Annotated in this window: 18 protein-coding genes; 17 read left to right on the top strand and 1 reads right to left on the bottom strand. The window is 65.3% G+C overall.

All coding sequences use genetic code 11. The annotated features are described in order from the left end of the window. The first annotated feature begins 251 nt into the window (after positions 1-251). From B2585_RS09290 to B2585_RS09215, 16 genes are all read left to right on the top strand, one after another. On the top strand, positions 252-1,082 hold the full coding sequence (locus tag B2585_RS09290; protein WP_292022279.1) for a Ku protein: 831 nt from the start codon (positions 252-254) through the stop codon (positions 1,080-1,082). Then, complete coding sequence (gene ligD / locus B2585_RS09285; RefSeq protein WP_292022277.1) at positions 1,079-3,523, top strand: DNA ligase D; 2,445 nt, start codon at positions 1,079-1,081, stop codon at positions 3,521-3,523. The genes B2585_RS09290 and ligD overlap by 4 nt, the downstream gene beginning before the upstream one ends. 462 nt (positions 3,524-3,985) lie before the next feature. Further along, on the top strand, positions 3,986-4,645 hold the full coding sequence (locus B2585_RS09280) for a helix-turn-helix transcriptional regulator (RefSeq protein WP_292022274.1): 660 nt from the start codon (positions 3,986-3,988) through the stop codon (positions 4,643-4,645). Continuing rightward, on the top strand, positions 4,611-5,282 hold the full coding sequence (locus B2585_RS09275) for a response regulator transcription factor (RefSeq protein ID WP_292022272.1): 672 nt from the start codon (positions 4,611-4,613) through the stop codon (positions 5,280-5,282). The genes B2585_RS09280 and B2585_RS09275 overlap by 35 nt, the downstream gene beginning before the upstream one ends. Positions 5,283-5,476: 194 nt before the next feature. After that, on the top strand, positions 5,477-6,796 hold the full coding sequence (locus B2585_RS09270) for a nucleotide sugar dehydrogenase (protein WP_292022270.1): 1,320 nt from the start codon (positions 5,477-5,479) through the stop codon (positions 6,794-6,796). 7 nt (positions 6,797-6,803) lie between these two features. Next, the gene (locus tag B2585_RS09265) at positions 6,804-8,270 is read left to right on the top strand and encodes a glycosyltransferase (RefSeq protein ID WP_292022268.1); all 1,467 of its coding nucleotides are present in this window, start codon (positions 6,804-6,806) and stop codon (positions 8,268-8,270) included. Positions 8,271-8,291: 21 nt separating this feature from the next. Continuing rightward, positions 8,292-9,389, top strand: a complete 1,098-nt coding sequence (locus B2585_RS09260; RefSeq protein WP_292022266.1) for a hypothetical protein — start codon at positions 8,292-8,294, stop codon at positions 9,387-9,389. A gap of 17 nt (positions 9,390-9,406) precedes the next feature. After that, positions 9,407-10,813 carry a mannose-1-phosphate guanylyltransferase gene (locus B2585_RS09255; RefSeq protein WP_292022264.1) on the top strand — a complete coding sequence of 469 codons (1,407 nt, stop codon included), beginning with the start codon at positions 9,407-9,409 and terminating at the stop codon, positions 10,811-10,813. Beyond that, positions 10,800-12,191, top strand: coding sequence for a right-handed parallel beta-helix repeat-containing protein (locus B2585_RS09250; protein WP_292022262.1), 1,392 nt, complete (start codon positions 10,800-10,802; stop codon positions 12,189-12,191). The genes B2585_RS09255 and B2585_RS09250 overlap by 14 nt, the downstream gene beginning before the upstream one ends. Next, on the top strand, positions 12,191-13,612 hold the full coding sequence (locus B2585_RS09245; protein WP_292022260.1) for an MBOAT family O-acyltransferase: 1,422 nt from the start codon (positions 12,191-12,193) through the stop codon (positions 13,610-13,612). The genes B2585_RS09250 and B2585_RS09245 overlap by 1 nt, the downstream gene beginning before the upstream one ends. A gap of 8 nt (positions 13,613-13,620) precedes the next feature. Beyond that, the gene (locus tag B2585_RS09240; RefSeq protein WP_292022258.1) at positions 13,621-14,694 is read left to right on the top strand and encodes an alginate O-acetyltransferase AlgX-related protein; all 1,074 of its coding nucleotides are present in this window, start codon (positions 13,621-13,623) and stop codon (positions 14,692-14,694) included. Further along, positions 14,687-15,442, top strand: a complete 756-nt coding sequence (locus tag B2585_RS09235; RefSeq protein ID WP_292022257.1) for a hypothetical protein — start codon at positions 14,687-14,689, stop codon at positions 15,440-15,442. Before B2585_RS09240 ends, B2585_RS09235 begins: the two co-directional genes overlap by 8 nt. Then, positions 15,439-16,743, top strand: a complete 1,305-nt coding sequence (locus B2585_RS09230; RefSeq protein ID WP_292022255.1) for an alginate O-acetyltransferase AlgX-related protein — start codon at positions 15,439-15,441, stop codon at positions 16,741-16,743. Before B2585_RS09235 ends, B2585_RS09230 begins: the two co-directional genes overlap by 4 nt. Next, entirely contained in the window at positions 16,740-17,357 is a 618-nt protein-coding gene (locus B2585_RS09225; RefSeq protein ID WP_292022253.1) for an alginate O-acetyltransferase AlgF, read from the top strand. Before B2585_RS09230 ends, B2585_RS09225 begins: the two co-directional genes overlap by 4 nt. A gap of 26 nt (positions 17,358-17,383) precedes the next feature. Then, the gene (locus B2585_RS09220; protein WP_292022251.1) at positions 17,384-20,116 is read left to right on the top strand and encodes a tetratricopeptide repeat protein; all 2,733 of its coding nucleotides are present in this window, start codon (positions 17,384-17,386) and stop codon (positions 20,114-20,116) included. Further along, entirely contained in the window at positions 20,113-21,150 is a 1,038-nt protein-coding gene (locus B2585_RS09215; RefSeq protein ID WP_292022249.1) for an alginate lyase family protein, read from the top strand. The genes B2585_RS09220 and B2585_RS09215 overlap by 4 nt, the downstream gene beginning before the upstream one ends. A gap of 147 nt (positions 21,151-21,297) precedes the next feature. On the opposite strand, the gene B2585_RS09210 is transcribed toward B2585_RS09215, so the two are convergent. Continuing rightward, entirely contained in the window at positions 21,298-22,215 is a 918-nt protein-coding gene (locus tag B2585_RS09210) for a LysR family transcriptional regulator (protein WP_292022247.1), read from the bottom strand. A 144-nt stretch (positions 22,216-22,359) separates the two neighbouring features. On the opposite strand from B2585_RS09210, the gene chvE reads away from it, so the two are divergent. Next, positions 22,360-23,418, top strand: a complete 1,059-nt coding sequence (chvE, locus tag B2585_RS09205) for a multiple monosaccharide ABC transporter substrate-binding protein (RefSeq protein WP_292022245.1) — start codon at positions 22,360-22,362, stop codon at positions 23,416-23,418. Positions 23,419-23,437 lie beyond the last annotated feature (19 nt).

The raw sequence follows: 23,437 nt of genomic DNA, 5'->3' as shown, positions 1-23,437 counted from the left end.
CGAAAGACCTGTGCGCGTTCCGTGGCAGGCGTGCGGCCCGCCGGAATTGTGCGGTCCTGACATCGCGTCGACCCTCGCCACCCCCATCCACCACTGAACGGAATTGCGCCTTTGCGGGAACTTTCCGGTGCGGCGAGCCGATAGTCCGGTATGGGCGACACGCTTTCGCGGCGCGGCGAAGCCGACCCGGGACCGCGCGTTGAGGTGTCTGTTGTTGGCACCGCGCCCGTCGTCGATGGAGGTATTTGAGCATGGCGTCGAGAGCGATATGGAAGGGTCAACTCAGGCTGTCCCTTGTTTCGATTCCGGTCGAAATCCACTCGGCCCGCGAGTCCGGGTCGCGGGTGTCGTTTCGCCAGATTCACGGGCCGTCCGGCAAACCCGTCCACTACCAGAAAACCGTGCAGGGCGTCGGTCCGGTCGAGAGCGACGAGATCGTGAAGGGCTATGAGACGGATGACGGCGACTACATCCTGCTCGAACCGGACGAAATCGACGCGATCAAGCTTGAGACGAAGAAGACGCTGGAGCTGGTTCAGTTCGTCGAAACCTCGGAAATCGCGCCGATCTGGTTCGATCGTCCCTATTACGTCGTGCCCAGCGACGAACTGGCCGAGGATGCCTACCGCGTCGTGCGCGACGCGCTGCGCCAGACCAGGAAGGCCGGGCTGGGCCAGCTGACCATGCGCGGCAAGGAATACCTCTGTGCCATCCGCCCTTGCGGCGACGGTCTGTTGATGGAGACGCTTCATTACGAAAAGGACATCCGCAACGCGGACCCGCTGTTTTCCTCCATCGCGGATGATGCGACCGACGACGAGCTGCTCGACGTGGCGACGCAGCTTATCGACAAGAAGACGGCGCCCTTCGATGCGTCGGCGTTCGAGGATCACTACGCGGCGGCGCTGCGCGACCTGATCGACCGCAAGATGAAGTCGAAGAAGACCCCGCGCGCGAAACGCCCGGATGACGATGGTCGGGGCGAGGGCGAGAATGTCGTCGATCTGATGGATGCGCTGAAGAAAAGCCTCAAGCAAAGCAAGGGCGGCAAGTCCGGTGGGCGCCGCAAGAAGGCGTCATGAGATCGCTGGAGGCCTACGAGAAAAAGCGGGACTTCGACCTCACGCCGGAGCCGCGCGCGGAATTGGTGGAGGCCGGGGGCGACCGCTTGTCATTCGTCGTCCAGAAGCATGACGCGCGCCGCCTGCACTTTGATTTTCGGCTCGAATGGAACGGCGTTCTGCTGTCCTGGGCGGTGACCAAGGGGCCGTCGACCGACCCGTCGCAAAAACGTCTGTCGGTGCGGACCGAGGACCATCCGGTCGCCTATGGCGGTTTCGAGGGGACGATTCCCGAAAACGAATATGGCGGCGGCACCGTGATGCTGTGGGACAACGGATGGTGGGAGCCGCTGCACGACCCCGAAGAGGGGCTGAAAGAGGGCAAACTCCATTTCCGGCTGCATGGTGCGCGGATGAAGGGCGGCTGGGCGCTGATCCGGATGCGCGCAAAAAAGGGTGAGAGGCGCGAGAACTGGCTGCTCATCAAGGAACGTGACGATTTTGCCGGACGCAGCGCCGATGCCCTGACAAACAAGCACCGCACCAGCGTCACGACCGGCCGGGCGATGCGGGATATCGCGAAGGAGCGGGCGCCGCAGAAACCGGCCAAACACGGCAAGCCCCTGCCGCGCTTTCAAAAGCTCCAGCTCGCCACGCTGCGCGATGCGCCGCCCGAAGGCGATGACTGGCAGCACGAAGCCAAGTTCGACGGCTACCGCTGCCTGATTGCCGTGGGCAAGGGCGGCGTTCGGCTCTATTCACGCAATGGCAAGGACTGGTCCGACCGTTTCGGCGACCTGTGCGAACCTGCGGCGGCACTTGATTGCGACGCGGCGCTGATCGACGGCGAGGTGATCGCGGGCGGCGGGGGCGGCGATTTCTCGACCCTCCAGAAAGCGTTGAAGTCCGGTGATCCGCTGACCTTCTACGCGTTCGATTGCCTCCACCTCGACGGTAAGGATCTGACGGGCAAGCCTTTGTCGGAACGGCGTGACGCGCTTGAAGGCTTGTTCGGCGGGCTGCCCCCGCGCGGTCCGCTCCGCATGAGCCCGGTGATCGAGGGCGACGGGGCCGCTGCGCTGGCTGCGATGTGTGACGCGGGCGGCGAGGGGATCGTGTCGAAACGCACGGACGCGCCTTATCGCGGCGGCCGCGCCAAGAGCTGGATCAAGGCCAAATGCATCAAGCGCGCCGAATTCGTGGTGGCAGGCTGGTCACCCTCCGACAAGAAGGGGCGCCCGTTCTCGTCTCTCATCCTCGGCAGCTTCGAGCGGGGGCGACTGGTCTATCGCGGCCGGGTTGGCACCGGGTTCGACGGCGACGATTTCGACGCGTTGCAAGGGGCGATGAAGCCGCTCGCCCGCAAGACATCACCATTTGACGCGGACCTGCCGGCCGAAGCCTCGGACGCGCGCTGGGTCACGCCGAAGCTGGTCGTCGAAACGGAATACGCCGAATTCACCAGCGAGGGCCGCATCCGCCACGGCGTGTATCAGGGTCTGCGCGAGGACAAGGAGGCCAAGGACGTGAGTGCCAAAGCAGAGGCCGCGAGCGACAGCTCCGACGATGAACGGAAGATCGCCGGGGTCCGCGTCTCCAGCACGGGGCGCGTGGTCTATCCCGAGACGGGTCTGACCAAGGGCGAGGTCGCCGGGTATTACGCGGCGGTCGCGGACCGGATGCTGGAGCATTCCGCGGATCGCCCCCTGTCGCTTCTGCGCTGTCCCGATGGCATTTCGGGCGACTGTTTCTTTCAGAAACACGCAGGCCGAGGCTTTCCCGACGGGGTGAAGTCCCTGCCTGTCGAGGAAAAGGACGGCGACACCGAGGATTACATGTATGTCACCGCGGCCGAGGGGCTGGTCGGTGCGGCCCAGATGGGCACACTGGAGTTTCACATCTGGGGCGCGCAACGCGACCGGATCGAACGCCCGGATCGTATGGTGTTCGACCTCGACCCGGACGAGGGGCTGGGCTTCGATGCCGTGAAACAGGCGGCAGGCGACGTGCGCGACGGGCTTGCCGCCTGTGGGCTGGACGCCGCGCCGATGGTCACGGGTGGCAAGGGGGTGCACGTCGTCGTGCCCCTGCGCCGGGTGTCCGAATGGGACACGGTCAAGTTTTTTGCCAAGACCTTTGCCACCGTCCTGACCGAACGCCATCCGGACCGCTACACCGCCACGATGTCCAAGGCCAAGCGCAAGGGCAGGGTGTTCATCGACTGGCTGCGCAACGAGCGCGGGGCCACGGCCATTGCGCCCTATTCCCTGCGCGCCCGTCCGGGGGCCGCCGTCGCCACGCCCGTCACATGGGACGAGTTGTCCGATCTGGACCGGCCCGACGGCTTCCACGTCGCGGCTGTGCAGGACCGCCTGTCGCGCGCCTGTCCTCTCGGGTCAGCTAGGGCGCGGGGGATCGGCGCATCGGTCGTCGAGGCGCTGGAAGACTGGTCGAAGGATTGAGCACGCCAGCCCGGCTTGCGGGGCGGCGTGGTTGCGGCGCTGAACACCGCGGATTCACCACCCGGAGCGGACCTGAACGCATGCAATCAGGCTGAAGGCGTCCGGCTGGAACTGACCCACGCTGACCACCGAGAAGGCTGGGGATTGGTCGTGGCTCGTTTCCGCAGAAAGGCGATATGTTTCAGCAACTTGGCCGCGAATCGGTGTGCCACGCTGAGCACGGGATGGTGAGCGGCAACGCCACCGGCCGTTCCCGACGCTACGGGTGGGTGCGGGCGCACCTGCGCGGTTTCGGGGTCAATTCTCCGATCGATGACCGGCCGGCGCAGTCGCCACGAGGCCGCAAAGCCCCCGGTCGGGAGCGGTGACCTTTCGGACGTGGCGCATATTTTCGGAACAAACGGCCGATGTGGTCCATTGAATGTCCGAAACGAGCGAGTCCTAACAATCGGAAAAGACAAGATGCGTGACGCCAATCCCGCCCCGGACGCAGTCCGACTGCTTTTTGTAGATGACAACGAAATCCTGTGCGGCACGATGGCGCGCGAAGTCTCGCGGCTGGATGGCTGCAAGTGCATGTCGTGGACCACGCCGTCGGCACAGCCGACCCGTGAAATCGCGGACTTCGCGCCAGACATGGTCGTGGCCGATCCCTGTCAGACCGAGACCGCTCCGGGCGCATTGCGCGAAACGCACCTGAACATGTTCGGTGACCACGAAAGCGTGGCCTACATCCCGTCCGATGCCTCCGGCGTGGCGCGGGAATGCCTGCGGGCGGATTACTCGGGCATCATTTCGCGCGGAGAGGGGCTCGACTGCTTTATCCGTGCGATAGAGTCCATGATCGCCGGGGGCGTCTATATCGACGGCGTGTTCGGGCAATTCGGTGCAAACACGCTTTCGGAAGACCGCACTAGCGAAGATGAAGACGGCCTGTCGGCCCGTGAACGCGAAATCCTGATACAGGTCGCGAAAGGGCGCGCAGCGAAGGAAATCGCGCGCACGCTCAGGATCAGTCCGAAGACGGTGGAAACCTACAAGTACCGGGCGATGAACAAGCTCGGGCTTTCCGGGCGTGGCGCGGTCTATGACTTCGCCGAAGGACAGGCCTGGCTCGCCTGAGCCGGTCGTGGGGTCCCCTGGTCATATCGTGGTTGCGGATGAGAACCCGGTTCTCGTCTCATCCATCGCGGGCTTGCTGACCGACCGCCTCTCGGTCGATCCCGAAGAGATCGCAGAGGTCGCACCGATCCGGACGCGAACCGTGATCGATGCCAATCCGAACCTCCTGATCCTCGACCCATTGCTGACAGAGTCCCTGCCGCGTTTCGTCGACGCCGTGCGGCAGGCCACGCCGGGCGTGTCCTTCGTGGCCTATGCCTCGCGGCCGACGCTCGAACTTGCGCGCTATTGTCTGGAAATGGGGTTCCGCGCCTTTCTGCCCAAAACGATGGCGCCGACGTCGTTCGTGAGTGCAATCCGCGTCGTCATGGACGGGGGCACGTTCATCCACAAATCATTCGTGCGTCAGATGCGCGACATCGACATGAACGACACGGCAGCCCCGGCGCTGTCGGAGCGGGAGGAAACCACGCTGCGGATGGTGGCGCTGGGCTACAGCAACCGCGAGATCGCGGCGCATCTCGCGCTCAGCGCCAAGACGGTGGACACGCATCGCGCCCGCGCCATGCGCAAGCTGGACATCAACGCCAAGCCGGATCTGGTGCGCGTGGCCTGCGCACGGGGCTGGCTGTTCTGAAGTCGGGTGGGGGAAGACCCCACCGGGGGTAGGGATTCCCCCGGCCCGGTGCGGTGAAATTCCTACCAGACCCCGTCGGATTCCCGACTGAAAACCACGCTTCCTCATCTCTACATCTGTTCTCGAACGGCGCGGCCCGGCTGCGCCACGGACGAATCAAGCGAATGCCCGGACAGGGCGGAAAAGGATGTACGATGGCACGGATCAGCGTCTTCGGTATCGGATATGTGGGCGTCGTATCGGCGGCCTGCCTCGCCCGGGACGGGCATGATGTGATCGCGGTCGATGTGGACCAGCACAAGGTCGACACGCTCGGAGCGGGACGCGCACCCATTGTCGAGAAAGGTCTCGATGAACTGGTCGCGGACACGGTCGCCTCCGGCAAGCTTACCGCCACGACAGATGCGGATGCAGCCATCCGTGATACGGATGCCTCCTTCGTCTGCGTCGGCACGCCGTCGGACCCCGATGGGTCCGTGGGGCTCGGTCACGTTGTTTCGGTTTGCGAATCCATCGGCCGCGCGCTGGCCGGCAAGTCCGGCTTTCACTCGGTCGTCATGCGGTCGACCATCGTGCCCGGCACGATGGAAGAGGTCTGCATCCCCACGATCGAGACGGCTTCGGGCAAGCGCGCCGGCCGCGACTTCGGCGTCGGCTATTTCCCCGAATTCCTGCGCGAAAGCACGGCGATCGAGGATTACGCCAACCCCGGCCTGATCGTCTTCGGCGCGCTGGACCGCGAGACCGAGGATTTTCTGACCGAGATCAACCGCGATCTGCCCTGCGAGATGAACAAGGTCGATCTGCGCACGGCCGAGATGGTGAAATACACCTCGAACTCCTGGCGGGCGATGAAGATCAGTTTCGCCAACGAGATCGGCAATATCGCCAAGGCAAACGAGCTCGACGGCCAGGTCGTCATGCGCATCCTGTGCTCGGACGAAAAGGTGGCGATGTCGCCTGCCTTCCTGCGCCCCGGGTTCGCCTTCGGCGGGTCCTGCCTGCCGAAAGACGTGCGGGCGCTGCGCCACGTCGCGCGCACCAAACAGGTGCCGACGCCGCTTCTGGATGCGGTCCTCGACGGTAACACCGCCCAGATCGGGCGCGCCGAGGACATGGTCAACTCCGCCGCGACCAAGTCGGTCGGCATGATCGGCGTCAGCTTCAAATCCGGCACCGACGACCTGCGGGAAAGTCCGCTGGCCGATCTGGCCGCACGGCTGATCGAGCGCGGGCAGGACGTGCATGTCTATGACCCCTATGTCGCCGAGGCCTTTGAGATGGACCCCGAGGCGGTCGGGCGCGGCAACGACGTTGTGCCGGACCTGAGCGCGCGGATGGAAAGCGATATCGACACGCTCATCGACACGTCTGACGTGATCGTGGTGGGCAATGCCTATCCCGAAATCGCGCCGCGCATCCGCGATGCGGCCGAACGGGTGCGGGTCGTCGACCTGACGCGCGTCGATCCGGGTATGGTCTCGGGCGACACCTACCAGGGCATCTGCTGGTAATCCCGCGATGCTCGGTCACCTGATATACATCGCGGCCTGCGCCGCCATTGCCCTGTCCGTCTATGACGGCAACTTCACGGGAGCCGAAGGCGCGATCCTGACGCTCGGCGTGATCGGGACGTGGCGCTATGGCTGGGGGCTGGTGAACTTCACCCGCGCGTTGATCTACATCCGCGCGCGCTACCCCCGCCGCCGTCGCGCGGCCGAGGCCGCCTATGCGCGCCGGCCCGTGCCCGCGCATGGCTATTTCATGGTGACATCCTACAAGATCGAGCCGGAGGTGACACGGCGGGTCTACCAGTCGATCTTCGACGCTGCCGCAGCGTCGGAGGGCGGGGCGACCATCGTCGCTTCGGTCGTCGAGGGGGCCGATCTGCGCCTGATCCGCGACCTTCATGCCGCGAACGAGGCCCGGATGCCGGGGGTAAAGCTGGTGATCGACCAGATCCCCGGCTCGGGCAAACGCGATGCCATCGCACGCTCGCTTCGGCTGCTGCAACGCGAGGCGCCAACGTCGCGCGACGTGCTTGTCTTCGTCGACGGAGACAGTTGCGTGCCGCGCGACATCATCGCGCGTTCGGCGCCCTTCTTCACCGATCCAAAGGTGGGCGCACTGACCACGGACGAGCGGGTGGAGATCCCCGACGATCCCACGTTCCGCGAATGGTTCCACCTGCGGTTTCAGCAGCGCCAGATGATGATGTCCTCGATGGCCCTCGGCGGCCGCGTGCTGACCCTGACCGGGCGGATGTCGGTCTTCCGCGCCGACCTCGCCACCGATCCCAGTTTCGTGCGTCAGGTTCAGTCCGACCACATCGAACACTGGCGGCTGGGCAACATCCGGTTCCTGACAGGAGACGACAAGTCGACATGGTTCTGGCTTCTGAGCCGGGGCTATCACATGACCTATCTGCCGGACGTCCATTCCCTGAGCATGGAAAGCCAGCCGAAGCCGGGTTTCGTCGAAAGCGCGATCGCGCTGATGAAGCGCTGGTTCGGAAACATGCTGCGCACGAACGGGCGCGCCCTGTCGCTCGGCCCCTCGCGCATCGGGGCGTTCACCTGGTGGTCGATCCTCGACCAGCGCATTTCGATCTTCACGACGCTGCTCGGCCCGATTGCGGTCATCCTCACGGCAATCTTCGCGACTCCGCTGGTGCTGCCGGCTTACGTCGCGTGGATCATGTTCACGCGCTACCTCTATTGCGCGGCGCTCTCGCTCTTCCGCCCCGGCTTCTTCCCGATCACCTATCCGTTCCTGCTGTATTTCGGCCAGATCGTCGGGGCGACGGTGAAGAGCTATGCGCTCTTCCGCCTCGACCGCCAGAAATGGACGCGTCAGGGCGCAAGTGGCGGTAGCGCCCGCATCCCGGTCGGCACCCGGATCCGAAACGCTTCTTCAACCGCAATGCAGGTTCTCGCGCTCGGTTGGCTCGCGCTCGCCGCCAGCATTCTCACCGGCATTCTTCAATAACCCAGGAAAGGGACACCCGAGATGACCTCTCCAACCGATCCGCATCAAGATGCGCACCCGCAACCCGCGCCGCACCGCACGGGCAACGAATACCCGCTGCTCGACATCCCCTTCAGCGCGGTGATCGACGGGCGTCGCTATACCGGCGACGGGATTTCACTGGTCGAGGCGGAGGTGTCCGGGCTGGTCGATCCGGCCATCGACGGAACCGAACGCGTCGTCCATCTGATCTTCGAGTTTCCGGGGTTCCAGATCGTCCTCGCCCCCGCGGCACGCATTTCGCGCAATCGCGACAACGGGTTCGAACTGGTCTTCACCGAGCCGACCGGCGATCACCATGCGCAGCTGCGGCAGGTGCTGAACGACTACATTTCCGGGGATCTGACTTCCTCCGGCGACCTGATCCGTAGCGCCGACCTGACGCGCGGCGACGTGCCCCGCCACCCGGCAGACGCCAAGCCCGGGTTTGCGGCGCGGGCACGCCGGGTCCTCGGCACGCTCATGGTCCTGTTGCTCGCCGCGATCCTTGTCGCGACCGCCGCCTACCTTGTGGACCGGCGCGTCTTCACAACGAACATCACGACGCCCGCACGGGTGATGCCCGCCGGGCAGACACTGCGCGCGACGGCGGACGGCCAATTGTCCTTCGTCGATCTCGAAGCGGGTGAGGGAGACGTTCTCTATGCCATCGACACGTCGGACGGCGAGACGCTCACCATCGCGATGCCCTGCGACTGCACGGCGCGACCGATCAACGCGACGCCCGGCGACACGGTGCTGGCCGGTGACGCGGTCGCGGCCGTCGCGTCGGAAGACGCGGGTCTCGTGATCGAGGCCGAAGTGCCGCGCGCCATGATCTATGAGATTGAGCGGGCGGGCGGTGTGCGCGCCGAGCTTTCGGACGGGACGACCTTTACCGCCTCGCTCGCGGAAGGGGCCCACATCCCGTCAGGCGGTGCGCCCGACGACTACGCCACGCTCACCTTCGCGCCGGACTCCGGCCTTCCCGAAGGAGCGGCAGGCCGGATCGCGCGGCTCTCCGTCTCGCATGACCCGTTCGGACCGGCGCTGCGCCGCGCTGAAGCGGGACTCAATGAACTCGAAACCCTGATTCAATGACCGAAGAGGCCAAACCCATGACCCATAAGCAAATCGTACCCGTCATTCTGTCCGGTGGCATGGGCACGCGGCTCTGGCCGCTGTCCCGTGTCCGCCAGCCGAAGCAGTTCCAGCCGATCGATGGCGACGGCAGCCACAGCTTCCTGCAGGAAACCGTGCTGCGGCATCGGGCCGAAGGCTTCGCGACACCGATGATCGTCGCGAGCGCATCCGAGCGGGAACTCCTGTTCGATCAACTGGCCGACATCGGCACGCGCGCCCGTTTCGTGGGCGAACCGGTCGGACGAAACACCGGGCCGGCCGTTCTGGCCGCCGCGCTCATACTTGCCGAAACCGATCCGGGTGCCCTGCTGCTCGTGCTGCCCTCCGACCATATCATCGAGGGCGATCTGAACGCCGCCGTGCGGGACATGGCGCCTGCTGCGGATGAGGGGCATATCGTCCTGTTCGGCATCGTGCCGCGCCACCCGGAAACCGGCTTCGGCTATATCTCTGCCGGCGCGTCCGTCGAAGGCCACAACGCCCTGCATGAAGTCCACAGCTTCATCGAGAAGCCGGACCTGGACGAGGCCACGCGCCTTGTCGAAGAGGGCCAGACATTCTGGGCCTCTGGCATTTCGATGATGCGCGCGGACGTGCTGATCGACGAATTCGCCCGGCTGGAGCCCGAAACGCTCGCCGCCGTCAAAGGCGCGCTGGGGCAGGCGGAACAGACCGATTGGGGTCCTCTCCTCGCCGAAGCGCCCTTTTCGGAAGCGCGCAATGAGCCGACCGAGCGGCTGATTTTCGAACACAGCCCGCGCGTCACCGTGCGTCCCGCAGACGTGGACTGGAGCGACGTGGGCGCCTGGCCCGCCATCCATTCGCTTGGAGAGAAGACCGGTGACGGCAATGTCGAAACCGGGGCCGTCGTCACGCTCGATACGCATGACAGCCTGATCCGGGCGGGCGAAAAGCTCGTCGCTGTTGTCGGGATGGAAGGCGTCATCGTCGTGGACACGCCGGACGCGCTTCTCGTGACCAACCATGAGAACGCTCAGATGGTGAAAGAGGCCGTCAGTGAGCTGAAGCGCAATCACCGCGCCGAAGTGTTCACCCATGCGTCCTTGCCGCCGCGCGCCGCGAGCGCACATGTGCGCGAGGAAACGCTGGCGAAAGGGGACGACATGGTCGTCTCCGCCAGCGACGAGAACGGCGTGGTTCTGACCATTGCGGGCGGCGAAGGCCAGGTGACGAACGGGTCTGGGCCGAAGCGTCAATGCACCGGCGATCACCTTGCCGTCGAGCCGGGTCACACGGCGCGTGTCCATAACGCTTGCGAAACGCCGCTGACCGTTGTTGCCGTCGACCTTGCCGGTGACCTGAAAGGTCAGGACGGGGGAGCGACCTATTCGCTCCAGAAGGGTCGCCATGCGGTTGCCTGAACCCAAACCCATCGCCCGGCTTCTTGGAGCGCTCGCGTTTCTGGCGACGCTCGCCACTGCGCCGCTTGCCGCGCAGGAGGCGAAGGGTGACGTCGTGCTTTCGTCGTCTTCCCTGCGCCTGGCGCTGATGCAGCTTGCCACGAGTGTGGACGCGAACGTGTCGGACCTGATCGAGGCCGGGCCGGGCGAGGCGCTGTACGTCCAGTCCGGCACGGCGACACTTGCCGAACTGGCGGATGCAGCGGACTCGGAGGGTGTCGAGCGCGCCGTGGTGCGAACCGATAGCGGATTTCGCCTGACCCGTCCGCTGGTCGTCCTTCAGGGCGCGCGGCTCGACATCACCGAGGGTCAGGAGCTGACGCTGGACCGCACGCAGGGCGCCTTCATCCTGGCGCTGGGCGCGGTATCGGTCGAGGGCGCGACCCTTCGCGCTGAGGGCACGCCCTATGACGGTATTCCGGGCTTCAAACCTTTCCTCGCAGGTGTCGGGCAGCGTAGCCTGTCGATCACCGATAGCACCCTGTCCGATCTCGGATACGGCGGCTCGGCATTCACCGGCGGCGTCTTCGTCGGGGCGCAGGGCCTGCTCGGCAACGGGTCCGCGAACCCTCTGACGGGGAATGATTTTTCCAACCTTCGCTCGGTCACGCTGAGCCAGCTTGACGATGCGGTGATCCGCGACAACCGGTTCGCCTTCTTTCGCGGCTCGACGCTGCGGATGGTGGACGGCGCGGACGCGACGATCACGGACAACCTGTTCTCAGGCACGCGCGGCGCACATGCGCTGCACCTGTCGGGGCTGCGGTCCGCGCAGATCACGTCGAACACCTTCGACTTCGGGGGCGGCAAGGCGCTTCGCATCGATGATAACGCCACGCGCGTGACGCTTGCGGACAACGACATCGCGGGATTCGAAGGCACTGCCGTCACCGTGGCCGAAGGCGCTGGCTGCGTGCGCATCCGGAACAACACCGTCGCAGAGAACATCGGCGGCGGCATCGCGCTGGACATGGCCGGGACCGTGATCCTCGACGAAAACACGATCGCGGCGAACCGGGGCGCAGGTCTGGCCATCAACGGGCAGCCCGCAGACAGCACGGCCTTCGTGTTCGCCAACCGCTTCGACGGCAACCGCATGGGTGTGCGGGGCACCGGACTGGCCACCGTGCGGCTCGCCCGCAACGACCTGTCAGATCAGATGCCCCGCCTGCTCGCGGGCGACCTGGATCAGGTCACGCCGACATATCTCGATGCCGCCCGTGGCGGCGCGCGTCCGGACATCGTGGTCGACAAGGTCTCGGCCCGGGTTTCGGACAGCCTGCGCAAGGACGCGGCGGCGCGCGCCTTTGCCGCCTGCGGCGATGAGGAGACGCTCTGATGGTCTTTTCCTCCGAAACCTTCTTGTTCCTGTTCCTGCCGGGCTTTCTCGCGCTCTACTACCTGACGCCGTGGCGTTTCAAATCCGTCACGCTCCTGGCCGGCTCCTATGCCTTCTATGCCTGGTGGCGGGTTGATTTCCTGCTGCTCCTGATCGGGACGACGGTCTGGACCTATGTGCTCGGGCGCCAGATCCGCCATGCCGCGACAGGCGCGACCGCGAAGCGCTGGATGGCGGTGGGCGTGATCGGCTGCCTCGGTGTGCTGGGCGTGTTCAAGTACTTCAACTTCTTCGTCGGCAGCTTTGCCGACCTGTTCGGCACGTCCCCCGAGGCAATGGGCATCCACTGGCAGATCCTGCTGCCCATCGGCATCTCGTTTTACGTTTTCCAGTCGGTGAGCTATCTCATCGACACCTACCGGGGCGACGCGCCGGAGGACGTTCGGCTGATCGACTTCGCCGCCTTCATCGCGCTCTTTCCGCAGCTCATCGCCGGGCCGATCCTGCGCTACAAGGACCTGGCCGGTCAGTTCCAGCACCGCACGCATTCGATGGACAAGTTCACCAACGGGCTGTTCCGGTTCTTCGTGGGGCTTGCGAAGAAAGTGCTGCTGGCGGACGCCGTGGCGCCGCTGGCCGACCTTGCCTTCTCCAGCCCGGACCCCTCGCTCACCCTCGCGTGGCTCGGGGCGGTTGCCTACATGGTGCAGCTCTATTTCGATTTCTCGGGCTATTCAGACATGGCCATCGGGCTCGGCCAGATGCTGGGTTTCCGGTTCATCGAGAATTTCGAAACGCCCTATATCTCCCGCTCGATCACCGAGTTCTGGAAGCGCTGGCACATCTCGCTGTCGGTCTGGCTGCGCGACTACCTCTATATTCCGCTCGGCGGTAATCGCCGGGGGAACCGCCGGACCTATGTCAACCTGCTGACCGTGATGGTGCTGGGCGGGCTGTGGCACGGTGCGGCCTGGACCTTCGTGGTCTGGGGTGCCTGGCATGGCGGCTGGATGGCGCTTGAGCGTGCGACAGGGCTGGACCGCTCGCGGTCCGTGCTCGCCCTTGGGCGCACACTGCTCCTCGTTCTCATCGGGTGGGTCGTGTTCCGTGCTCCGGACATGGGGCAGGCCTTCGCGGTCTACGGCGGGATGCTGGGCCTCAATGGCGCCGGGATGGCGCCTGAAGCCGCGCTCGCGTTGACCGGCGAAAGCCTTGCCTTTCTCGTCATCGCGATTGCCGTCGTGATCGCGGAGCCGTGGCTCATGCGGTTCACGCATGAACGGCTCATGCCGGAGGCCGGCGCGCCACTTGGCGTGACCACGGCTGTCGCGCCCACCGTGCTCGTCGGGAGCGTTGCCGTGCTCACGCTGCTCAAGCTCGCCGAGCAGAGTTTCTCACCCTTCCTTTATTTCCAGTTCTGAGGCCGAAGATGCAGACCATACTCTACATGCTGAGACACGCGCTTCCGGTTCTGTTCATGGGCTACGCGCTTTTCGTCAATGTCGACATCTTCTCGGACGAGCCGCTGCTCGAGGGCGTCGAGGGCGACGTGATCACCGGCGAGGCCGCGAGCGAGGTGGCGGGGCTTTACAGCGCCGCGCTGCCGCACCGCGAAACGGCCGTGAGTTTCATCGGGGCAGGGCGCTATCTGCTCCTTGGTGAAGGACGCGAAGGCGTGACGGCCGGGTCGCACCGCTGGCTTTTCTCCGACGAGGAGATGCGCCCGGCCAAACCGGACTCCGTCACCGCCGCGGTCGATCAGATCGAGGTCGTGGCGCGGGAGCTGGCCGAGCAGGACACGCAACTCGTCCTCGTGCCGATCCCGGCCAAGGCGGACATCTACCGAGATGAGGCCCCGGATGGCGCGGGCGCCGCGATGGCCGAGCAATATGCCCGGTTCCGCACGGCGCTGGCCGATCGCGACATCGCCTCGGTCGACACGCGCCCGGCCCTTGTGACAGGTCGGTCCGATGCGCCGATGTACCTGACCACCGATACACACTGGACGCCGCGTGGCGCAGCGCAGGTCGCGGACCGGGTCGCTGAGTCAGAACACGTCGAGACGGGCGGAACCGAGTTCATTCGCCGGCCGCGCGCGCCAGAAGAGTTCGTGGGCGACCTCGTTTCCTTCGTCACCTCCGACCGGCTGGCCCCGAGCCTCGGGCTCGGACCCGAGCGGGTGACGCCGTATGTGGCCGAAGAGGCCGGCGGCGCAGAGGGGGGCATCTTTGCCGGCGAGGCGGAGGACGGCATCGACCTCGTCCTGATCGGCACATCCTACAGCGCCAACAAAAGCTGGAGCTTCGCGCCTGCGCTCAAGCTGGCGTTGCAGCGCGACGTCCTGAACCTCGCGACCGAAGGGCGCGGGCCGCTGGCCCCGATGCTCGACTATCTCGCGGACCCTGCGCGCGCGGGCGCCGAGGCCGAGACGGTGATCTGGGAATACCCCGTTCGCTACCTTGGTCAGCCCGACATGACCGTTGAGGAGGCCCTTCATGGTTAATCTCACTCTCACCCTTCCGTTCATCCTGTCCATCGGGACAGCGGACACTGTTGATGTGCCCGAGACCCGGACTGACCTGCCCGTTGTACGCGCGCAGGCCATAGACAATCGCGTGAACCGGACAAGCGACCTGCCGACGCTGGAGCTTCAAGACATCCGGCGCCGGATGCTGGCCGATCAATACATCTCGTTCGACGAGATGCGGCGCCTTGCCGATGCGGGCGACGGCAACGCTTCGTTTCAATACGGCGAGCGGCTCTTGGCGCTGGACGATCCGGAGGTGCGCTCTGCCGCGGCGCTCTATTTCGCCTCGGCCGCGCTTACGGGCCGGGACTACGCGGTTTACGAACTGGTCAAGCTGCTGCGTGACCCGGAGGTCGAATTCTCTGAGGGGCGGTTGCAGCATCTGGAGAACGCGATGCGCAACCTCGCGTTGCAGGGCAGCGACCGGGCCGTGAACGCTCTGGCCGACTTCTATGCCAGCGGCGAGCCGTTCGGACGCAAGCCGGACGAAGTGCGCCGCATCATGATCGAACGCGCCGAAAACGGTAATCCCGAAGCCGCGATGGACCTCGTGCGGGACATGATGTCGGGCGAGGCTCCGCGCGATCCGGAGCAGATCCGCGGCTTGCTGAAAATCGCACGCGACGAGGGCGATCTGGGCATGAGCGCCGCTGCGCGCACGCTTCTGGCCCGCCTCGACGATGAAACGAACCCGGAAAACACCGGAAAGGAGACCGTTCAATGAAACGCCTCACCTCCGCCGCATCCTGTGCGCTCCTGACGCTCGGCGTGGCACCGCTCACGGCCGCACCGTCGAATTATGGCTGCAATAACCTAGACAGGGCTTCGCCCCCGCTTATCGAGGGCAAGGATGGTGCGTTCTTCCGGCTGAAGCTGGACTTCCGCATGAACCAACCGTTGTCGACCGGCGCCGCGGGGCTGATCGGCGACATGGCGGCTGCGCTGCGTGAACTGGGCACCGAGTTGATCTATGTTCCCGTGCCGACCAAGAGCCTCGCGATGCCGGACCGCGTGCCGGACGGGGTCGACTCCTACGGGTTCGACATGGAGGTGGCCGAGGTCGCCTATGACGCCTTCCTCGGAAAGCTGACCGATGCGGGCGTCACGACCGTCGACACCATGCGCGCCATGCGCGAGGCGGATGGCGCACCGTTCCAACTGACGGATTTCCACTGGAGCCCCGAAGGTGCGCGCGCCGTCGCAGGGGCGCTCGGCGAGACCATTCGCGCGATGCCGGACTATGACGACCTTGAAAAGACAGGTTACGAGACCGAAGCGACCGAGGTCGAGCCGATGGACTCGCGCCTGCGAACGACCATTCAGGAGTTCTGCCGCGAGACGGTCCCCGCAGCCGAAGTCCAAGGCTACGCGACCACCCGCACAAGCGAATCCGATGCAGGCTCTGGCATTTTCGCCGCCGAAGCCTCGGGCCCGCCGATCGCGCTGGCCGGAACGTCGATGTCGGCCGAGGCCAGCTTTCACTTCGAACAGTTCCTGGCGCAGGAAAGCGGTCTTGCGGTCGCCAATTACTCGATCACCGGCGGCAACCAGTTCGGGGGCATGACCTCATACATTCTGTCGGAGGACTTTCGCGAGAACCCGCCCGCTGTGCTGATCTGGGAGAACCCGATCTACAACAACCTTGGCGAGTTCGGCGAGATGCCGCTGCGCGAGCTTCATGCGCCCATGGCGGCCGAGTGCGCTCCGCTCGACACCGAACAGGACGGGTCGATGACCCTCACCGCCACGCTGCCCGAGGGCGCGCTGGGCCGGGACGACTACATCGAGGTCGATACCGGGTCGGCAAATGGCCGCGAGGCGGTGATCCGGCTGTCGACTGGCGAGGGTGTCGAAGCGCGCACACCGATCCGCCGCCCCATCCGCTATGAGCCGACGCGCTGGTTCTACCAATACGTCGCGCCTGCATGGCGTGCCGATTTCACCCGGGTCGACGTCACGCTGGATCGTCCGGCGACCGACGACGCGACTCTTTCCATCTGCAAAACGGAGGACACATCCACATGAAACGTCTGACCACTCTTCTCATCGGAACCTGCCTTGTCTCCGCGCCTGCCTTTGCGCAGGACGGCGGGCTTTATCCGGAACCCAGCTCCCCCGACGCCTCGTTCCTGCGCGTCCTCGACGTCGAGAACGACGGCGCGCGGATCGACGGCAGCGATGTGGACATGAACGACGCGGGCTTTTCGCCCTATATCGAGGTTCAGCCCGGCACGGTCGGTCTCGACATCGGCGACGACACCTCGGAGTTCGAGGTCGGGGCCAACACGCATTACACGGTGATCGCGGACGAGGGTGAGACGACCCTGACCGAAGACGCCGTCGAGGACTCCCCGGCGCAGGCTGACCTGCTGCTGTACAACCTCGGCGACCTCGAGAGCTTCGAGCTTTATGCGGTCGAGGCCGAAACGGCCGCGATGGCCGATGTGGCGCCCGGCGCACATTCCGGCGTGGCCCTGAAAGCGCCGCTGACGCTGACGTTCGAGCTTCGCCAGGACGGCGAGACGCTCGCCAGCCTCGATCCCGTCACGCTCGAACGCGGCACCGGCTCAACGGTTGTCGTGACGGGTAACGCGGAATCCGCTGAGCTCGGCGTCGCCAAGAGCACCTATTCCGACTGAACCGCCACCCGATCCAGGAGGCATCCATGACCGCCCCAATACGTCTCGAAGCTCCGCTGATGGCCTGTCTGGCCCTGTCGGCGGCGCTGCCCGCACAGGCCGATCCCATCGAGGTGACGTTCACGCCGCCCGAAATGGCGCCACAGGACCTTTGTGTGCCGCGTCCGCCCAACCATGAGGTGCGCGCGCGCTGGGAAGGCTGGGACGGTGCCGAACTGGGCGACCGGTCCAACGCCCTCGTGCGTCGGGACCTGCGCTTGCTTCGGCAGATGGATGCCGCGACATGGTTCGACACGATCGAACGTGCGCAGGCGCTGCTTGATGAGCGGTCGGAGTCCTATGACGACTCCGACCGCAAACGTGACCGCCTCGCGCTTCTGGAAGCCGCCGGGCGCAGTGATCAGATCGAGGAAGAAGGGCTGGCGCAGTCCCTCGTCGATCTGGCGCCCGGCGCATCGGGGTCGGTCAAGGTTACGGCTGCGTCCCTGTTGTCCGAGGGGCGCGGCGGGGTCGAACGTGACGACGCGCAGGCGCTGACGCTCTTGCGCTCGGCCGCCTATGAGGGGCATCCGAACGCGATCATCGAACTCGCGTCGATGTCCGCCTCGGGCTTGGATGTCCCGGATTGGAACATCGCACCGGACGTGGCCATCACGATGGCCTTCGGTGCCAAGATCGGCGACGCGGACCCGCTGGTCTGCGACCGGATCAACCAGATTGCCTCCCATTATGCCAAGGGGGACGTGGTGCAGACGGACCACGACCTCGCCGAAACCTGGTATCGGTTTTCAGCGAGCCTCGGCGATTTCAACGCCGCCTGGCAGGTGGCGCGCTATCACATGAGCGCGGAGTTCATCGACAAGGACAATGACGTTCTCATGGCGCACCTGACGCGGGCCGCCGACGGGGAACTGCCCTACGCGATGACCGAGATGGCTCAGGTCCTGCAACGCGGTGCTCTTGCGGAAAGGGATGTCGACGCCGCCGCCACGCTGTATGAGGCCGCCGCGTCGCACGGCGATCTGACCGCCTACAGCCGCCTCGCCAACCTCGCGAAGCAGGAGAGCGACGGCTCGCCGGATGACAGGGCGCGGATCATCTCATTGCTGACCGACATAACCGAACTGCCCGACCCGCCTGCCTGGGCGTTCGCGCAACTCAGCGACGCAGTCCTGGAACGTGACGGGCGCTGGGCCGGTGAAGAGAAAGCCCAGGCGCTTATCGACCGTGCGCTGGAATTGGAGCCGGGCAAACCTGCGGCAAAGCTGCGCGATGCCCGCCTGCGGATGCGATACGTTGACAGTGACGAGGCCTTCACCGAGTTGACCTCGGGCCTCAGGGCGATGGTGCGCGAGAACGGGCGCACGGAATTCATGCAGGCCCTCCAACGGGTCTATCACTGCCGGGCACCCGAGGCGCCGGTCCTCGACAAGGCCGAGCTTTGGTATGGCGCAGAAGCCTTTTCCGGGGACATGACCATCACGGCCGCAGAGCTGAACACGGGCGAGATGGGCCCCTCGGAGGCGTTTGTCACGATGGCCCAGCTTCAGTCGCAGGCGCTGAACGACCGAAGCCGGTCGCTGGCCAACCTGCTCAGGGAAATGGGCGAGGGGTCTGCCGAAGGTCTGGAAGCGCTGGTCGGGTCACTTCGCCGCAACGGCGAACCCATCAATTCCGCCCGTGGCCTGGCCGCGCTTCGCAACGGCGACCGTGACGCGGCGCGCGTCTGGTTTGAAAAGGCGGTCGAAGCGGACGAGGACGGGGCGGAAATCGACCTTGCAAGACTCTATGCCGATCCGGGCCTGCGCGAGGCGCGGCGCGACGACATCATCCGTTTCGCCACCGAGGCCGCCCATCAGGGCAACGGCCGCGCCATCGAGCTTCTCATTGACGTCGATCCCGAGATGGACGCGCAGGCGGCGTGGGAGGCTTTCGCGCAGGACATCGAACGCACGGGCGATGCACAGGCGCTGACCTTCGCACTGTACCATCTGAACGATCCCGAGCGGATCGCGGACTATATCGGCCGGATTCAGGCCGTCATCCCCTGTCACGGCATGGACGCGGTGCGCATGGCTGACGCCATGCTCGCGCTGGACCGGCCGGACGACGCGCGCCACTGGTTCGAGGTGGCGAAAGCCACGGCATCCGGCGTCGACTGGGAGCTGGTTGCGGTTGGCGATGCGCTCCTCGCGAACGCCGACCTCTTTGAGCGCCCGACGGAGGCGGCGATGACGCTTTACCGCAAGTCCGCAGCGCTCGACTACCCGATCGCGTATCGCAAGTTGCTTGCGATGCGAAAGGAAGGGAAGGCCGAGATCGCGCTGGAGGACGCCAAGGAGCTTTGGATCGAATACCTCGACGCGACAACCGTCGAGGGCATCCCCTCCGCGCTCAAGCTGCTCAAGTTCTCCGACCCGGAGCTGAAGGCTGCGGTTCAGGACGAGATCGACGTCCGCGGGCTTTATGCGACCGCTGCGGAACAGGGCAATGCGACCGCGCAGCTCGAACTGGCCAAGCTGGTGCGCGATGCGGAAGGGGCTGACGGCACCGGACGTTACGCCGAGCTTCTGCAAGCGAGCGCGGCGCAGGGGCAGGGGGAAGCCATGCTGCTCCTGTCCGAGGCCTATGCCTATGGCATCGGGGTCGAGACCGACCCGGCGCAGTCCCGCGCATGGCTTGACCGTGCCGCCGAAGCAGGAAACCCGACCGCGCAAAGCCGCGTTGGTCTTCTGACAAACGAAAGGACATCCGAATGAAACGCCAAACGACCTTATCCCTCCTGGCCCTCGCGACTGCGTTTGGGACCACGGGGGCGCAGGCCCAGGAGGCGCAGGGCGGGGGAGAGGCATGCTTTGACGTGCCCGAGCCCGTGGTCTCGCTGTCCTACGGGAGCCGCTACACCGACGAGAGCGAGGACCGCTCGGACATCGACGAACAGTCCAATGCCGAAGTGAACGAGGCGCTGGACCCGGTGGACGACTTCATCGTGGAGCTGACCTCTCACGCCAATGCGGCGCTCGAGAAAGAGGGGGCCGATGCCGAGTCCGAAGCGCGCTGCGTCATCGCCGCCCTGGATCAATGGGCCGAAAGCGACGCGCTCTCGGATCTGGGCAGCATGAATGCCAACCTGTCCGCCCCGTCCCGCATTGCGGGCTTTGCGATGGCCTACTGGCAGGCCAAGCAGGTGGTGGAACCGGAGCCCGAGGCCGGCGAGCGCATCGACCAGTGGCTGCGTGCGCGTATGACGCACAGCATGAACTGGTTCGATGCCGACGCGCCGCCCAAGGCGAGCCGCAACAACCTGCGCGCCTGGGCCGGCTTCGCGGCCGCCGCTGTCGGTGACGCCACCGATGACGACCTGCTGCGGTCCTGGAGCGCGTATTCACTGATGACCGTTGCCTGCCAGGCGGATCAGGTCGGAGCGCTTCCGCTCGAGATGGATCGCGGTCCGCGTGCCATGCACTACCAACTCCACGCGGTCGCGCCGCTGGTCGTGGGGGCCACGATGCTGGACGACGACGGTTACGACCTGTTTTCCCAGTGCGACGGCGCGATCAACCGGATCGCGTCCTTCGTGCCGGCTGCGTTCGAAGACGAAGCGCTGGTCACGGATCGCGCTGGCGAGGCGCAGACGCTCTTTAACGGCGAAGACGAGGTGCAGGGCTTCGAATTGGCATGGGCGGACGCCTACCTGTCGTTGTTCGATGCGCCTGAAGTCGAGGCTTTTGTTGAAAGCTACCGCCCACTCGGAAACTCGAAACTTGGCGGGAGCCAGTCGCTGCTCTGGTAGGGCTTGACCGCCTGAAATGCGCACCTGTCCTGTTCGGGTGATACCCCGCCGAATAATAGGATAGAGTCCTCCAAAAAGTGCACCGGCCCCGGTTTCAGCGGGGCCGGGCGAAAGCTCCGGTCCGGGGACATGCATCGGGGCTCGCCGCTATAGCGCGGCCAAGACTTCCTGAAACAGCCGCTCTGCTGCCGCCGACAGGCGGCTGTAGCGATTGCGGATGATGAAGCAGGGTGACACCGACAGGGGCACGTCAAGGTCGATCATGGCCACATGCGCGCCGCGACCGCCGGAGACGAGCATGTCGAAAACCTCCCTGCTTTGGGGGGCGATCACGTCGGTCCCGTCGAGCATGGCGAGCATGACGAGCAGGGACGACGAGTTCGTCACTTGTGCCGGCGTGTCGATCCCGCGGGCGTGGAAGGCTGCTTCGACCGCCTGGCGGATCGGTGAGCCAATCGCCTGGATCACCCATTCGAAGTTCAGTGTCTCCGAAAGTCGGACGCCCCTGCGCGTGGCGAGCGGGTGGCCGGGCCGCACGACCAGCGCGACCTCTTCGCTGCGCGCGGGGTACATGCGAAAATCGCGGGAGTCGTATCCCGGCGGCAGCCGCGCGATGACGAAATCGAAGCGCCCCTCTGCGAGGCCCCGGACGAGTTCGTTCGAGGGGCCGACCTCGACCGTCATTTCGATATCCGGCGTTCGCGAGCGGATCCGCCGGATCGCTGGAATGAGCGACCCGACCGCGGGGCCCGTGACCGCGCCGACGCGCACCTGCCCCATCTCGCCCGTCGTGTGGCGGGCCACGTCGGTTTCCAGTTCATCCAGCTCTTGCAGGACCACTTTGGCGTGCCGGATCACGACTGACCCGAGTTCCGTCGGCGTCGAGCCCTTGGGATGCCGGTCGAACAGAGGGCTGCCGATCTGGCGCTCGATATCGGACAGAATGCGCGACGCGGCAGGTTGCGACATGGCGCAAAGCTGGGCCGCCCGTTGCAATTGGCCGGTTTCGGCAATGTGCAGAAGGAGTTGCATATGGCTGGGTTTCAGGCGGTGCGCAATATCCATGCGATAAACATATCATTCATAGTATGCAGATTGTCAAAACTCGGATTTGATTGTTATGCAGCCGCAGCCTAGGCCTTGGCTGGGTTCGCAAGGACCTTCAGGGAGAGTTCGCGCCGGGAGAGCGCGACAAAGTGGAGGAACACCATGAAATTCAAGACTTTCCTGGCTTCGGCCAGTGCCATTGCCGTGCTCGCATCCGCGCCTGCGGCCTGGGCCGACACCGTGGGCATCGCGATGCCGACCAAATCATCGGCCCGCTGGATTTCCGACGGCAATTCGATGGTCGCCCAGTTCGAGGAGGCGGGCTACGAGACCGATCTTCAGTATGCCGAAGACGACATCCCGAACCAGTTGGCCCAGATCGAGAACATGATCACCAAGGGTGTCGACGCGCTCGTGATCGCCGCCATCGACGGCACCACCCTGTCGAACGCGCTGGCCAACGCCGCGGCGTCCGGCATCCCGGTGATCGCCTATGACCGCCTGATCCGCGACAGCGGGGACGTCGACTACTATGCCACCTTCGACAACTTCAAGGTCGGCGTGCAGCAGGCCACCACGCTGGTCGAAGGTCTGAAGGAACGCTTCCCGGACGTCAGCCCGTGGAACGTCGAGCTGTTCGGCGGCTCGCCCGACGACAACAACGCCTACTTCTTCTATGACGGCGCGATGAGCGTGCTCCAGCCGCTGATCGACGATGGCAGCATCGAGGTCGCGTCGGGCCAGATGGGCATGGACACGGTCGGCACCCTGCGTTGGGACGGTGCCGTGGCGCAGGCGCGCATGGATAACCTTTTGTCGGCGCAATACACCGACAAGCAGGTTCATGGTGTGCTGTCGCCCTACGACGGGCTGTCCATCGGTATCCTGTCCTCGCTCAAGGGCGTGGGCTATGGCTCCGGCGATCAGGAGATGCCGATCGTCACGGGTCAGGACGCCGAGGTTCCCTCGGTCAAGTCGATCCTTGCCGGCGAGCAATACTCGACGATCTTCAAGGACACCCGCGAACTGGCCCGCGTCACCGTGGGCATGGTCGATGCGCTGCTCGAAGGCGGTGAGCCCGAGATCAACGACACCGAGACCTATGACAATGGCGTCAAGGTCGTCCCCTCCTACCTGCTCGAGCCGCTCCCCGTGACGGCGCAGAACTGGGAAGAGCGGCTGGTGGACTCCGGCTACTACACGATGGATCAGATCCAGTAATCACCTGATCTTCTCCCGA

It is taken from the genome of Maritimibacter sp. UBA3975 (genome assembly GCF_002384975.1).
GTDB lineage: Bacteria > Pseudomonadota > Alphaproteobacteria > Rhodobacterales > Rhodobacteraceae > Maritimibacter.
Note: the sequence above shows the minus strand (reverse complement) of the source record. Positions and strands in the feature narration are given on the sequence as shown.